The organism is Duganella sp. Dugasp56, from assembly GCF_047304105.1.
Lineage (GTDB): Bacteria > Pseudomonadota > Gammaproteobacteria > Burkholderiales > Burkholderiaceae_D > Rugamonas > Rugamonas hordei.
Genome location: NZ_JBGLYQ010000081.1, coordinates 1 through 14,710, shown reverse-complemented (window position 1 = coordinate 14,710; position 14,710 = coordinate 1). Strand labels below are relative to the sequence as shown.

Below are 14,710 nucleotides of genomic sequence, written 5' to 3'. Positions count from 1 at the left end.
CGGCAATAGGACACGCGTGTCCGATTGCCGGAACTGACCCCGCTTTGCAGCTCTGACCCCCGCTGTTTTATGGCAAAGAATGATAGAACCTATGACAAGTGAGCCCGCGCCGGAGCCGGCGCTGGATCAGCAACAGCAGCAAGACAGCCTGCAGGCGCACTTCCAGCCGAATATTTCGGCCGACGAGATCGAGCAGGTCTACCACCTGAAACGCGCCCAGCCCCTGCTGCAGGTGTTCACGGCGCTGTTCCACGGCGGCTTTGACGGCGTCCTGGTGCGCCTGCTGGTGCTGCGCGAGCTGGCGGCGGACACCGCTTCGTCCACCTTTTCGCGCGCCGACATCAACACCCGCCTGGCCTACCTGCTGCCCGAGTCGCTGGAAACGGTGCTGATGCGCCTGCGCTCCAACCAGCTGCTGGCGTGGGACGCGCAGCAAGCCGTGTACCGCGTCACGCCGATGGCGCGCAACGTGCTGTCGGCCATCGACGGCCTGCTGACGCTGGGCAAAGAGGAAGACGAAGCCGACATGGGCTTCCTGCTGTCGCAGGTGGCCGGCGCCCAGGTGATGGGCGGCGTCACCGTCGACCAGTTGAACCACCTGCTGGGGCGCCTGGTCGACCTGACCGAGGAGTTCTCCGACGCCATCGCCTCCGGTTCCGAGTTCCGCCTGCGCGCGTCGCAGGCGAAGTGGCACATGGCCTGCGACTGGGTCGAGAAGGGCTCGGAGATCCTGCGCGCGATCACCTCCGATGAAAACGCCGACAGCGCCACCCACCGCGCCGCGCAGGCGATCGGCCGCGCGCAATCGGCGCTGCTCAACATGCAGGGCATGTTCTCGCGCGCGCTCAACCAGATCGAGCGCCAGCGCGTGCACCTGGGCCAGTCCGGCCTGTCGACCACCGACATCAAGCGCTGGCTGCTGCTGCACGAAGACCTGGCCTCGCTGGCCGAAGGCGCCATCGACCAGCCGGTGGTGCCGCTGTTTATCACGCCGGCCGAGATGATCGACGTGGCCGAGACCGAGCTGCTGTCCGACCGCGCGGTCTCCGCCGTCGCCGGCGGCCTGCCCACCGGCACCGACGCGCCGACCACCATCAGCGAAGGCCCGCAGATGCAGCAGGAGCTGGACGACTGGCTGGCCCGCCTGTCCGACTTCGCCGCGCTGGGCAACTTCCCCAGCATCGCCGAGGAGGCGCCGAAATCGATCCCGGTGCAGGATTCGCTGCTGCCGGCGACCTTCGCCGTGGCCTCGTACCGCGCCTCGCTGCTGCCGCTGCTGGGCGACGCCGACGAGGCGCGCCTGCAGGGCGCCACCGCCGAACTGGCGCGCCTGCCGGTGAAGTTCATGCCGAGCGACGAAATGGTCCAGCTGCCCGACCTGCACGTGGCAGCGATGTCGTTAGCCTCCCTCTCACTTATTCTGAATCCGGAAGGCGACAAGTCCGATGAATGACGATTCCCAAATCCTGATCGCGCGCCTGTTGACGCATCAAACCCTGCGCCGCGACGACAAGCTGGTCAAGCGCGTGCTGTCGGACGAATTGTTCCGCGCCGAGGTCGACGCGCGCCTGCTGGCCACCGGCCTCAAACTGCTCGACAACGTCTACGCCGACCATGTGACCCTGGCGCTGACGCGCGCCATCGAGCCGAAGATCTTCGGCGCGCGCGACGTCTGGCAAAACAATAACTTCGGCCTGTCGCGCGACGGCGTGGCCTTGCTGGTCGTGCTGTGGGCGCAGATCATCCTGCCCAAGCGGGAACGCCAGGAAACCCACCAGCACGCGTCGGACGACCAGAACGACATGTTCGGCGTCGAGAAGCCGCTGCCGCGCGCCGAGGAGACGTCGATCGGCATCGCCTACAAGGCGCTGCTGGCCGACTTCGGCGACAAGCTGGGCAAGAAGACGCGCCTGGACATGAACCTCGGCATCCTGGCCAAGCTGGGATTCATCGAACGCCGCGGCGACATCATCGTCGAAGGCCCGCTGCTGGACCTGATGATGGATACCGACCAGCTGAAGGAGCGCATCATCAACGGCGCGCTGGCCGACGTGTTCAAGCGCTCGCCGGCGCAGATCATACCGGTGCCGCGCAGCTCGCCTCCGATAGCCGCCAACGACGATGAAGCGACGGCATCCGCCGGCATCGAAGACAGCGAGAGCGACGCCATACCGGCGTTCGATCCGCCGGTCGACGCCATGCCCGACGTGGCCGACACCGGCACCGCCGCCGGCGACCCCGAACATCCAGCCGAGGACTAAGCCATGTTTCACATCAAATCACTAGAACTGGTCCACTGGGATTACTGGCAGCGCATCAAGAACATCCCGCTGGACGCCAAGATCATCACCATCGCGGGCCAGAACGGCTCCGGCAAGACCACCTTGCTGGACGCGCTGCGCACGTTGTTCGGCCTCGATTGCTCGATGGGCCGCACCTACAAGCACTACGCCCGCCACAGCGGCCAGCAGACCGCCTGGCTGCGCGCCGTGGTCGACAACAAGAACGTCGGCAAGCAGTTGTCGAACCGCCCGTTCCGCAGCTCCGGCTTCTTCAGCGACGACGAGGTCACGCTGTTCTGCCAGATCCAGAAGAACGGCGGCGACTGGAAGCGCCAGTACCTGATGCGTCCCGGTAACGTGCAGATCGAGGACATCGGCGATGCCGGCAACGACTGGCTCGGTGTCGAGAACTACCGCAAGCGCCTCGCCAACGCCGGCCTGTCGCCGGCGATGGCGAAAGTGCTGGCGCTCGAGCAGGGCGAGACCGACAAGCTGTGCGAATACGCGCCGCGCCAGTTGCTGGACCTGGTGTTCCAGGTCTTCGGCGACAAGGAGGTGCTCGATGCGTACGACGAGGCCAAGCGCCACCAGCGCGACACCGAAGTCGAACTGAAACGCTTTGAAACCGAACTGGAAGCTTCCAAGACCAACCTGGAAGGCTTGCGTCTGCGCGTGGCCAATTACCACCAGTGGGAAGACCTGAACAAGGAGCGCCGCAACCTGCAGGAGGAAGTGCTGCCGACGCTGGAGTACCACGAAGCGCGTGAGAAGCACGGCAACGTCAGCCGCCAGCTGCGCGACGCGCGCAAGCCGCTGATGCAGGCCGACCAGCAGCTGACCGACAAGCGCAACGCGCTGGCCGCGCAGGCGAAGGCGCTGACCGAGGCGCAGCAGCACGAAACGGTGCTGGAGCAGGAATCGACCGCGCTGCAAAGCCGTTTGAACCAGATCAACGGCAAGCTGAAGCCGCTGGACAGCCTGCTGGAACAGAAGGTGCGCCTGCAGAAGCTGGCCGCCGACTCCGGCGCCGACCTGGCCGAAGTGGCGCAGCAGCTGCAGGAAAAAGAAATCGAACTGGCCCGCCAGCGCCAGTCGCGCGACGCCATCGCCTCGAAGATCGCGGGCGAACTGTCGACCATCGCCGCGCTGCAGGGCAAGACGGCGATGCCGGAACCGGAAGCGCAACGCGGCATGCGCCGCGCGCTGAACGACGCCGGCATCGGCCACGCCATGCTGTCCGATATCGTCGAAGTGACCGATGCGCGCTGGCAGGGAGCGATCGAAGGCGTCCTTGGCGGCTATGCCTCGGTGGTGCTGCTGGATAAATCGTCCGACGCTTCGGCCGCGTATCGCCTGGCGGAGAAGGAGCGCTATCGCCACTTCATCGTGCCGGACCTGGTGCATGCGCCGACGGTCAAGGACAACACGCTGATGTCGGTGGTGAAGTTCTCGGCCAAGGTGCCGTCCTGGCTGGTGGAGCAGCTGTCGCGCATCACCCGCGTGGACAACGTCGACGCCGGCGCAAAACTCGGCAGCCACGACGAGTGGATCACGCCGGAAGCCTATCACCGCGAACGCCGCGGCGGCCGCTCGCTGTTCGTCGAAGCGTCGCGCTACCGCTTCGGTTCCGCCGGCCGCACGCAGCGTATGGAAGCGATCCAGAAGTCGCTGCCGGCGCTGGAGGCGCAGGAAGATGCGCTGACCTTGATCGTATCGAAGCTGGCGTCGGAAATCAGTTCGCTGAAGACCCGCCTGGCCGGCGTCGACGCGGCCAAGGAGCTGGCCGCGCGCCAGGAGGAATTCGACGAAGCGGCGCGCAACGCCGTGCCGTTGAAGGAAGAGCGCAACGAAGTCGGCACCCGCCTGGGCGAGCTGCAATCGCTGATCAAGAACGCCGTCGTCACGCGCACGCGCGCCGACACGACGTGGCAGAACGCGCGCTTCGCGCTGTCCGAATCGGAAGCCGGCCTGCGCCTGAACAACAAGCGCCAGATCGAGCAGCGTTCCGATCACGCGCGCGCCTTGCTGGCGCTGCGCAAGACCTGGCGCCACCTGCCGAAAAGCTGGCGCCGTCCGGACCGCCGCGCGCGCCTGGTCAGCGAGCACCAGAACTCGCACCAGGTGGTGCTGCGCATCCATGCGCTGGAAGCCAGCCTGGCGCGCAGCGACTGGGAACTGGACGCCACCGTCATCGACCAGTACCAGCGCCTGAACGAGCAGCTGCACGGCCGCCAGTCCGAGACCGAGGAACGCCGCTACCAGAACAACCGCGCGATCGAGGCGACCGGCAATGCGCGCGGCGCCTACATCGAGCGGCTGCGCTACACCATCAAGACCTACTCCAAGAACATCAAGGAGCTGGGCGAGCTGGCGGGCATCGAGGTGCACTCGGATCCGGTGCGGCTGGAGAACGACGATACGCAGCTGTCGCAGGCGGGCCTGCACGTGCGCTTCAAGTTCGACGGCAAGGGCATCATCGGCATGAACGACGGCGAAGCGTCCGGCGGCCAGCAGGTGATGAAGTCGCTGGTGCTGCTGATTGGCCTGTTGAAGTCGGAAGACGGTTCTGGCGGCTTCGTGTTCATCGACGAACCGTTCGCCCACCTGGATATCCGCAACATCCAGCTGGTCGGCGAGTTCCTGAAGAACACCGACGCGCAGTACCTGATGACGACGCCGCTGACGCACAACACCGACGTCTACGATCCTTCGGAACTGACGCTCATCACGAGTAAAAAGAAGAAGGATACGGAGTGGGCGGCGCCTATCTTCGTGCTGCAGCGCCGGCCTGTCGAAGTGGCGAAAGTGGCTTAAGCCTGAGCGGACGGACCGTCGAGCAGCTGATCGAGCTGCTCGGCGAGCGAGGCGGCGGTGAAGTTGCCCTTGGCTTTCTGTACCGCTTCCAGGTAGGGCATACGCAGCTCGCGGAAATCCTCGACCGAGCTGGCCTTCTCCACCTTGAGCTGCAGCGTGAAGCCGCGCAGGCCTATCGTGCTCTTGATGGTCTTGTTGTAGAAATCATAAAGTGAACGGAATTGCTCTATATGCGCGGCGCTGGGAAGCTGCGGCCCGGGTGCGGCCGTAGACGCGGGCACCGCCGCGGGAGCCTCCGGCTCGGCCGGCATTTCCGGCACCGGCGCCAGCGACGCATAGCTGGTCGACAGCACGATGAATTCTCCGTCCAGCAGCTCGGCCATGGCGCTGGCGGTCAGTCCCAGCCCCGCCACGTTGCGCAGCAGTTCCTCTTCCGACCGATGGCCGTCGACCAACACCAGCAAGGTACGCAGGCGCGGCGCAAGCTGATACTTGCGCGTCGCGATCTCCTCCCTGCCTTTTGCGGTCTTATCGTATATGGACGTATTCATAACAGTGCAAATAATTGCCTTGCGGATACATTCAGCATACCACCAAATATCCCGCGCACAACACGATTACAGTAGCACTGTCGCTAAAAATGCGGCGCTTATTTGATGTCGAAGATGTCGATAGGGCGCGGCACCGGCTTGGTGGCACGGCGCCAGCGTATCAGCAGCACGCCGTAGCAGGCGTAGAAGCCGGCCAGCAGGCCAAACAGCACGGCCGTCAGCGGATTGCCGACGAAATCCGGGTCCATCGGCAGGTGGTCGTGCATGTGCAGGTAAGCCTCGAACAGGCGGTAGATCAGGCGGCTGATGAACAGCATCGCCACCAGCAGGCCGAGACGGCGGTTCGGCGTGTAGAAGAAACCCTCCGGCGTGTTTTCCAGGCGCGTCAGCTGCATGTTGCGGTAGCCCAGCGCGGCGCCGACGACGCCGCCGACCACCAGTGCGGCAAAGGCATCCCACTTGCCCAGCAGCGTCGCTGCCAGCACCCCCAGCACCCCGGACATCACCACGGCGGCGAAGTAGTGGCGCCACAGTTCGGACCTGGTGCGGCCCATCAGCCGCTTCAGGCGCGTGTAGATGCGCCAGATGGCCAGCGGCACCAGCAGCAACAGGGTGATAGTAGTCATTTCCATAAGCGATTCCGTACAGCGTGATTTCAGGAACAGCGATTGTACGCCAGCGTTACAGATTGTCACCAGATAAGCGGCAGTGATTGACAATCAGGGATAGCATAAGCAAACTGAACCGCAGCAGCCCCGCTTCTGGACCGAAAGGAATTCCATGAACAAACCGTTACCGATGCTGCCCCTCAATCTCGGCCTGATGGCCGCCTCGCCGCAAGCCGGCGCACAGGAGGGCGGTTACCGGCTGCCTCCCGCCGCCTTGCTGGAAATCGTCGACGCGCCGCGCGCGCCGGCGCTGAGCCTCAGCCCCCAACGCAACCTCGCCGCCGTGGTGCAGACGCCGCCGCTGCCGGGCATCGCCGAAGTGGCGCAGCCGGAGTTGAAACTGGCCGGCCTGCGCATCAATCCGCGCACCTGTTCCTCTTCCCGTTTTTCATTCGGCACGGACCTGAGCCTGCTCGATATCGCCACGCAGAAGGAAAGCCGCATCCGCGGCCTGCCGCGCGCGCTGCGGCTGGCGGACCTGAGCTGGTCGCCCGACCAGCGCCACCTGGCGTTCTCGCACGTGGCGTACAAGGGCGAACGCGGCGCGGTGGAGTTGTGGCTGGTCGATATCGCGGCGCGCAAGGCCACGCGGCTGTCGTCGCAGCCCCTGTCGGCGGTGCTGACGCGCGGCTTCAACTGGCTGCCGGATGGCAGCGGGCTGCTGGTGCACTGGCGTCCGGCCGGCATCGGCAAGCCGCCGCAATCGGACGGCGTTCCGTTCGGCCCGATCCAGCAGGACAGCGAGCCCGGTGGCAGCATGCGACAGCTGCGCACCTATCAGGACCTGCTGAAGAACGAGGCCGACGCGCGCCTGTTCGAATACTACGTGACAGTGCAGATGGTGCTGCTGGACCTGCACGGCAAGGCACGCCCGATCGGTGTGCCGGGCCAATACTCGCGCACCTCGATCGCGCCGGGCGGAGAGTACCTGCTCACGCAAAGCATCACGCGGCCGTATTCCTACATCGTGCCCGCGTCCAGTTTCGGCGAGCGTATCGATGTGCGCGATTTGAACGGACAGCTGCTGCACACGGTGGCGACGCTGCCGCTGGAGGAGGGGCTGCCGCCGGGGAACGACGCGGTGTCCGAAGGCGTGCGCCATGTGTCGTGGCGCGCCGACGCGCCGGCCACGCTGGTGTGGACCGAGGCGCAGGATGGCGGCGATCCCGCGCGTCCGGTGATCGACAATATCCGCGACCTGGTTTACATGCACGCGGCGCCGTTCCACGAACCGCCGCTGGTGCTGGCGCGGCTGACGATGCGCTACGCCGGCATCGCCTGGGGACGCAGCGATGTCGCGCTGATCAACGAGCGTTGGCACAAGACGCGCGACTACAAGCAGTGGATGATACAGCCCGATCACCTGTCGGCGCCGCCGGAGTTGATTTATGCCGGCTCGTACGAGGACCGCTACAGCAGCCCCGGTTCGCCGGTGATGCGGGCCGACGCCTGCGGCTTCCCGCGCCTGTTGATCGGTCCCGATACGACGGTGCTGCTGGACGGCGCCGGCGCCACGCCGGAAGGCGACCGGCCGTTCATCGACCGCCTGAGCCTGACCACCAGGCAGAAGGTGCGCCTGTTCCAGAGCGCCGCGCCGTATTTTGAAAACGTCGCGGCGGTGCTGAACGACGAGGGCACGCTGCTGCTGACGACGCGCGAATCGCCGACCGAGCGGCCGAACTACTATCTGCGCGACCTGAGCAAGCCGGAACACAAGCAGTTGACGGCGCTGACCAACTATCCGCATCCGACGCCGCAGCTGAAAGATGTCGGCAAGGAGCAGATCCGCTATCCGCGCAACGACGGCGTCGAACTGACGGCCACGCTGATGCTGCCGCCGGGGTATGACCCGGCGCGCGACGGTCCGCTGCCGCTGCTGATGTGGGCCTATCCGCAGGAATTCAAATCGGCCGGCGCGGCCAGCCAGACCACCGGTTCGCCGTACCGTTTCAACGCGGTCAGCTACTGGGGGCCGGCGGCCTTTTTGGCGATGGGGTATGCGGTGCTGGACAACCCCTCGTTCCCGATCATCGGCAGCGGCGACGATGAACCCAACGATACCTATTTGTCGCAACTGGTGGCGGACGCGCAGGCGGCGGTGGACGAGGTGGTGCGGCGCGGCGTGGCCGATCGCCACCGCATCGCCATCGGCGGCCACTCGTACGGCGCTTTCATGACCGGCAACCTGCTGGCGCATACGCGCTTGTTCCGCGCCGGGATCGCGCGCAGCGGCGCCTACAACCGCACGCTGACGCCGTTCGGCTTCCAGTCCGAGGAGCGGCCGTTCTGGCAGGCGCCGGAAGTGTACCAGGCGATGTCGCCGTTTAATAACGCCGACAAGATCAAGGATGCGATGCTGCTGATCCACGGCGCCGAGGACAGCAACTCCGGCACCTTCCCGCTGCAGAGCGAGCGCATGTTCCAGGCCATCAAAGGCCTGGGCGGCACGGCGCGGCTGGTGATGCTGCCGAACGAATCGCACGCCTACCGCGCGCGCGAATCGATCCTGCACATGCTGTACGAGACCAACGCGTGGCTGGACAAATACGTCCGCCACGCGAAGGCGACGTAGCAGCTGAAGGGTTTACTGCGTACGCTTGATGGTCAGCAGCGCCACCGGATTGTCCCAGCGCTGCGCCTGCGTCAGCGCCGATGTCGGCAATCCGTCATCCTTGCTGACCACGCCCGGATGCAGGTGCACCGTGTTGATCACGTCGTCCCGCGTCGCGTTGAAGCCTTCGCGCTTGCCGCCGGAGTTGGCCGTGGCCGGACCAGGCACGGTGTCTGCGCTCTCCGTGTTGCGTTCGGTGCCGGCGTCATAGCTCAGCAGCCGCACGGTGGTGGACGCGCCCACGTCGAGCGCCGCCAGCGACTGGCCGGCCAGGCCCGCAAAGCCGTCGTTGGTGTTGCCCAGCATGCTGGCCATCGACAGGCGCAGCGTCGGCAGGCTGGCCACCGGCACCGTCAGCGTCACGGTTGCCTTGTTGTCTGCGCCCGGCACCAGCGGTCCGCCCGCGGCGACCGCCGCCGCATACACCGACTTGGAGTCGTTCGCCAACGCCGCCAGCGGCGCGGATTCGCCAGCTTCCGCCAGGTGCTCCAGCGCGACGCTGGCCGCTTCGCCGACATTGAAGACGCTGAAGCCGTCGTTATGCGCCACCGCCACCATCGGCGACAGCGGCTGTCCCGCCGTCAGGTTGACCAGCGTGACTTCATAGATGGCGGTGGTCGGTGCGACGACCACGGGCGGCGGCGGTTTGATGTCCGGTTCCGGCATCGAAGAGCCGCCGCTGCAGGCCGCCAGCAGCAGCGCCGCCGCCAGCGCCGCCAGCGGCGCGCGGAGTTGTGAGGAATGCGTCATGTCGCCCCCTTATTTCACGGTCAGCACAACGCGGGCCACTGGATTGAGCCAGCGGTAGACGGTGTTGTCCAGGGCGCTCGGGCCGCCCGGCACACTGCCGACAATGCCGCGGTGGATGTGCACAAAGCCTTCCTTGGTGGCGTTGGTAAAGCCGGTGGCGCCGGTGTTGATGTTGGCTGCCAGCTTGCCGCTTGCGTCGTTCAGGAAGGCCGGGAAGATCATGCCCGGCTGGTTGACGCCGCCCGCCGCCGCAGCCTTTTCGTCGTTGGCTTCGGTGCCCGCGTCATAGGCGGAGACGTTGTAGGTATAGGTGCCCGGTGCCGTCGGGATGTCGATCGCGTTCAGGCTCATGAAACCGTCGTTGGTCGGTACCAGCATGGCGAGGATGGTCAGCTGCGTGTTGGCGGTGCCGGCGCCGCCCTGGAACACGGCGCTGGTGACGCTGCCGCCGGGCTTCAGCGGACCGCCGTTCGGATTGATCACCTTGGCCGCGCCGCTCGGCAGCAGGGCCTGCACGCCGGTGGTGTCGCCTGCCTCGGCCACGCTCTGTATCTGCGCGCTGGCGGCCGTGCCTTCGGTGAATGCCTTGAAGCTGGCCGGATGGGCACTGACCAGCAAAGGCGTGAACCAGGTGCCGCGCGTCAGGTTGGTGACGCTGACGGTCAGGTCGGATGCAAACAGCGCGGGAGTGGCCAGCGCCAATGCGCTTGCCAGGGCAAGGCGCAGCGCCATGCCGGTAGATGGTTTGGTGGTCATATCGATCTCAGGTTGGGTTAAGAGGCAACCCCTCGCGCAAGGAATTGCAGCTTGGTCTGAGACCGGTGACGAAACCTTACAACTGTTTTTTGTTTAATTTTGTAACGGCGTAGAATGGTTGACGAGCCACCTCCCGGAGTGTTGACCATGAATGCCACCTCTCACCGCGCCCCCGATCCCGTCCCTGCGGACGACCCGACGCCGCCGGCCGTTCCGCATCCCGTTCCGCAGGATGACCCGGTACCGGACCACAATCCGAGTTAGTCGAAAGCCCAGGTATAGAGCACGTCCAGCGCGTTGTTGGTGCCGGTCTGGAACTGCAGCGTGATGCGCGGGTTCAGCTTGTATTTGAGCTTGACCAGACTGGTCGCCGTGCCCGCGCCCTGTTCGAAGCTCAGGTAGGCGCGCGACGACAGCCGCTTGCCGACCGTGACCACCGTCGTCTGCAAGCCGGTCGCGGCGCCGCCCGCCGTGGTGCCGGCCGCCTGGCCCACGCCCAGTTCGTCCACGCCCAGCGCGTTGGCCAGCTTGCCCTGGCCGCCGCCGAACAGCGCGCCCGCCGCGGCGCTGAGCAACGCCATGTCGTTGCCGCCTGTGCTGTCGATGCCGTGGCCCAGCACCAGCCACGCCAGCTTGTCGCTGTCCGACACGGCCGGCGTCGACACCAGCTTGGCCACCGGCGCCAGCGCCGTGCCGCGCACTTCCACGCCGGCTTCCACATTGGTCTCGCTGATTGCTTCGCCTTCCGGACCGCGCCGCACGGCGAGGATGTTCAGGCCGGGATTGTCGTAGGCGCCGGAGAAGCTGATCACGCCGCGCTCGATCGCCAGCTTTTGTCCATACGCCGCATAAGTGCCGTTGACCACGCGGATGCTGCCGTTGACGCGCGGCGGGCGGCGGTCGGCCACGCGGATGCGCAGCGTACCGGCTAGCTGCGCGTCCAGCCCTTTGCCCTTGAGGTTGAAGTTGTCGCCGAGGTCCGCCTCCAGGTCGATGCTCAGCGGCTGCCCTTGCGCGGCCTTGACCGGCGCCGCGCCCTTGCCGACGATGACCACGTCGTCGCTGAGGGTGGGCGTGTTTTCGCCGGCCAGCTCGATGATGGCGCGGTCGGCGCGGAATTTTCCGTCCAGCTGGAAGCGCTTGGCGTCGCGCGTCAGCGTGCTTTGTCCGCTGAGGACCAGGATGCGGTCGGGCCGCGCCAGCACTTCCAGCTTGTCGGCGCTGAGTTTCAGGTTCATCGTCGCCTCGTTGCCGGCGTAGCGTATCCAGCCGTCGGCCTGGGCGTGGCCTTCGGCGCCGTCGAAGGCCAGTTTTTGCAGCTGCAGCTGGTCGCCGCTCAGGCGCGCCTGCAGCTGGCCGTTGCGCAGCTTGATGCCCTGGTCGACCCAGTTCACCACCAGCTTGTCGCCGGTGATGTCGCCGTTCAGTTGCGGCGCGCCGAGGGTGCCCCCGCCGGTAACGGCCAGTTTCAGCGTACCGTCGATTTCCAGGCCGGGTTGGCCGGCCAGCGGCGCCAGCCAGGCCAGTGATCCCATGTTGGCGTTGCCGCTCAGTGTGATGGCGCTGCTCTCGTCCAGGCGTCCGTCGTGCAGCTGCGCGGTGCCGTCGATGCGGGCCTGGCCGGCGCGGGTGCCGTCGAGGTTCAGCTGCAGCCGCAGCGTGCCGTCGTTGACGTCAATACGTCCGTCCAGCGTGCGCAGGCCGAGCGGCTGCGGCAGGTCGGCGCCGGTGATGGTCAGGTCGCCCTGCTCGCGGTAGACGTGCAGCATGCCGCCGAGGACGGGCGGCGTGGTCTTGCCGGCCGCCTGCAGGGTCAGGCCCCACTCGGCGCCGATGGTCATTGTGCTGCGGACGTTTTCGCGCCAGGCGTCGGAGAGCTGGGCCAGGTAGTTGACGGGCACGCCGGCGGCCAGGCCCTTGCTGCGCCAGGCGGGGCCGGTTTTCTCGAGATAGTCGATGCGGATGCTGCCGTCGGGGAGTTTGATGGTGGCGCTGCCCAGTGCGATCTGCTCCGGATGCAGCAGGCCGGCCACGCCGCTGCCGGCGGGGGCGCTCAGTTTCAGCGGCGCCGGCGCGGCCAGCGTCAGGGCGAAGCGGCCACGGTTTTGCAGCGTGTCGATGGTGCCGGTCCAGCTGTCGTTGGCCCAGCCGCCTTTGACGCGCATAACGGCGTCGAAGTCGGCGTTGCTGGCGCCAACTTGCAGCGTGTGGCCGCTGCGGGTACCGCTGGTTTGCAGGCGCGCCTTGTCGAGCGTCAGCGACGGCGAGACGTAGCGGGTGATTTCGATGTCGCTGACCAGCGGCACGTCGGCCATGACGTCGGCATTGGCTGTGCCGCGCGGCGCCGCGCCCCGGGCATTCGTGCCGCCTGCGGCCAGGGCAGGTGCGGCCGTGGTGGTGGTGGCCGGTGCCGCGATGGTGCTGCCCAGCGTGGCGCTGCCGCGTATCGTGCCGATCTGCTGCTGCCCCGGTGTACGCAGGTTGGTTCCGTCCAGCGTGAGCGCAAGCGCCGGCTTGGCGCTGGTGCCGGACAGCGTGCCGTTCGCGCGCAACACGCCGGCGAACTGCGGACCCAGCGCGGCCAGCTGCGGCGCGTTGAGCTTCCATTCCAGCTTGTCCAGCGCGCTGCCGAAGCTGCCCTTGGCTTGCAGGCTGTTGGACGCCAGCCGCAGATCGATATCTGCGTTGCTGATGCTGCCCTTGGCGGCGTTGAATTTCGCATAGCCCGACAACGGTGAGTTGGCGAAGGTGGACGGCTGCAGGCTCAGATCGAGGCCAGCGCGCCAGTCGGCGGCCAGGCTGGCGTTCGCGGCAAAGGTGGCGTTGACGGCTCCTGCCTGCGCCGTGCCGAATGCCGCTGGATTCAGGCGCTGTATGGTGCCATTTATTTTCAACTCGGGTGTTTTCTTCGGGCCGGTCAGCGCGAGGTCGCCTGCCGCATGGATCAGGCTATCGGCCGCAGGGTGTTTGGCGGAGGCCAGCGCCAAGCCCTTGGCGTCCGCTTCGAAGCTGGCGCGAGGCGCCGCCATCGTGCCGGCGATGGTGCCGCTGGCGCTGACGGCGCCCTGCAGATCGCTCATCGCGGCCGACAACTGGCGGGCGTCGACTTTCCAGCGCAGCTGTTCGCCAGGGGCGCCGAAGCTGCCGCTGATGTCGGCGGTGTTTTGCGCCAGCGCCAGATGCGCGTCGACGCCGCTGACGTGCTGTGCGTCGGCATTCAGTTTGCCTTTGCCGGACAGCGCCTGGCCGAACAGTTTGCTGGTCTTTAATTCGAAGTTCGCCGCCACCTGCCATGCCGGGGCGATGTGGCCGCTGGCGTTGATGTCGGCATTCAGGTCGGCGATTGGAAGGCCGGGGCTCAGCGCGGATGGATCGAAGTGGTCCGCGCGCAGTTTGGCGCTGAATTCCTGCTTGTCTTTCAGGCTGGCCTGGCCGGTGGCGGTGATGCTGCCTTTCTTCGCCAGCAGGCGTACCTGATGCAATTGCAGCAGCGCGTCTGCCAGTGTCGCTTGCACGTCGAGGCGCAGGCCGTCCTGGGCCAGGTTGGCGGTCAGGCTTTGTTTGGTGGGCGTGCTGGCGAGGACGATGTCGCCGGCGACGCTGGTTTTGTTGATGCCGCTGTGGATGTTCTTCAGGTCCAGGCGGTCGGTGTGCAGCTTGAATTGCGCGGCGTCGATGCCGGCTTCCGGACCGCTGCGCTGCACGTTGCCGCCGCCGGTGAAGCGGCCCGCCGGGCCGAGGTCCAGCAGCACGTTTTCCAGCACGGAGGCGGTCAGCGTGCCGGCCAGCTTGCCGCTGAAGGTTTGCAGCGGCAGGCCATGCTGGTCGATGGGCGCGGCCTTGTCCTGGTTCTGCAGGGCGAACTGGCCGGAGAGCTTCTGGTCCGGCGCGATCGCGGCGCTGAGCTTGAGGCTGAACTTCGCCTGCGGCCAGCCGGTGTTGAAGCCGGCCGGATCGAGGTCGTGGCCGGTGAGGTCGATGGCGCGCAGGATGATGGGATCGAACGGCGCCAGCGCCAGCGTGCCGCCGCCGCTTGCCGCGCCGGCCGAACCCTGCGCCTTCAGGGTCAGCAGCGCCAGGTTGCCGCCGGCCTCCAGCGTCAGCTGCGCAGCCCCCACCCCGGGGTCAGTGCCGACATTAGCACAAGGGGCGGGGGGGGGGGGGGGGGGGGGGGGGGGGGGGGGGGGGGGGGGGGGGGGGGGGGGGGGGCGCGCCCCCCCCCCCCCGCGGGGGGGGGGGGGGGGGGGGGGGGGGGGGGGGGGGGGGGGGGGGGGGGGG

At 66.9% G+C, this 14,710-nt stretch carries 9 protein-coding genes; 4 read left to right on the top strand and 5 right to left on the bottom strand.

Translation table 11 applies throughout. The features are described 5' to 3' along the window. Nucleotides 1–79: 79 nt before the first annotated feature. The 3 genes from ACCD07_RS31360 to ACCD07_RS31350 are packed head-to-tail and all read left to right on the top strand — an operon-like array spanning nt 80 to nt 5,096. The gene (locus ACCD07_RS31360) at nt 80–1,453 is read left to right on the top strand and encodes a hypothetical protein (protein ID WP_176655378.1); all 1,374 of its coding nucleotides are present in this window, start codon (nt 80–82) and stop codon (nt 1,451–1,453) included. After that, nucleotides 1,446–2,261, top strand: a complete 816-nt coding sequence (locus ACCD07_RS31355) for a hypothetical protein (protein ID WP_413449598.1) — start codon at nt 1,446–1,448, stop codon at nt 2,259–2,261. Before ACCD07_RS31360 ends, ACCD07_RS31355 begins: the two co-directional genes overlap by 8 nt. A gap of 3 nt (nt 2,262–2,264) precedes the next feature. Next, a complete protein-coding gene (locus ACCD07_RS31350) occupies nt 2,265–5,096 on the top strand; it encodes an ATP-binding protein (RefSeq protein ID WP_353404099.1) in 2,832 nt (943 codons plus the stop codon). Here ACCD07_RS31350 and ACCD07_RS31345 read toward each other — a convergent pair. Together ACCD07_RS31345 and ACCD07_RS31340 are read right to left on the bottom strand one after the other, a co-directional pair. Further along, on the bottom strand, nt 5,093–5,647 hold the full coding sequence (locus ACCD07_RS31345) for a hypothetical protein (protein ID WP_176655380.1): 555 nt from the start codon (nt 5,645–5,647) through the stop codon (nt 5,093–5,095). The genes ACCD07_RS31350 and ACCD07_RS31345 overlap by 4 nt on opposite strands. Before the next feature lie 98 nt (nt 5,648–5,745). After that, a complete protein-coding gene (locus ACCD07_RS31340) occupies nt 5,746–6,279 on the bottom strand; it encodes a hypothetical protein (RefSeq protein ID WP_176655381.1) in 534 nt (177 codons plus the stop codon). A gap of 148 nt (nt 6,280–6,427) precedes the next feature. On the opposite strand from ACCD07_RS31340, the gene ACCD07_RS31335 reads away from it, so the two are divergent. Continuing rightward, nucleotides 6,428–8,887 (top strand): S9 family peptidase, encoded by a 2,460-nt coding sequence (locus tag ACCD07_RS31335; RefSeq protein ID WP_176655382.1) that lies wholly within the window; start codon nt 6,428–6,430, stop codon nt 8,885–8,887. Nucleotides 8,888–8,899: 12 nt separating this feature from the next. Here ACCD07_RS31335 and ACCD07_RS31330 read toward each other — a convergent pair whose 3' ends face one another. The 3 genes from ACCD07_RS31330 to ACCD07_RS31320 all read right to left on the bottom strand — a co-directional run bounded on the left by ACCD07_RS31330 (nt 8,900) and on the right by ACCD07_RS31320 (nt 14,550). Beyond that, the gene (locus tag ACCD07_RS31330; RefSeq protein ID WP_176655383.1) at nt 8,900–9,676 is read right to left on the bottom strand and encodes a spondin domain-containing protein; all 777 of its coding nucleotides are present in this window, start codon (nt 9,674–9,676) and stop codon (nt 8,900–8,902) included. A 9-nt stretch (nt 9,677–9,685) separates the two neighbouring features. Continuing rightward, nucleotides 9,686–10,432 (bottom strand): spondin domain-containing protein, encoded by a 747-nt coding sequence (locus ACCD07_RS31325; protein WP_218088001.1) that lies wholly within the window; start codon nt 10,430–10,432, stop codon nt 9,686–9,688. Between the two features lie 260 nt (nt 10,433–10,692). Beyond that, nucleotides 10,693–14,550 (bottom strand): translocation/assembly module TamB domain-containing protein, encoded by a 3,858-nt coding sequence (locus ACCD07_RS31320; protein WP_413449597.1) that lies wholly within the window; start codon nt 14,548–14,550, stop codon nt 10,693–10,695. Nucleotides 14,551–14,710: the final 160 nt, after the last annotated feature.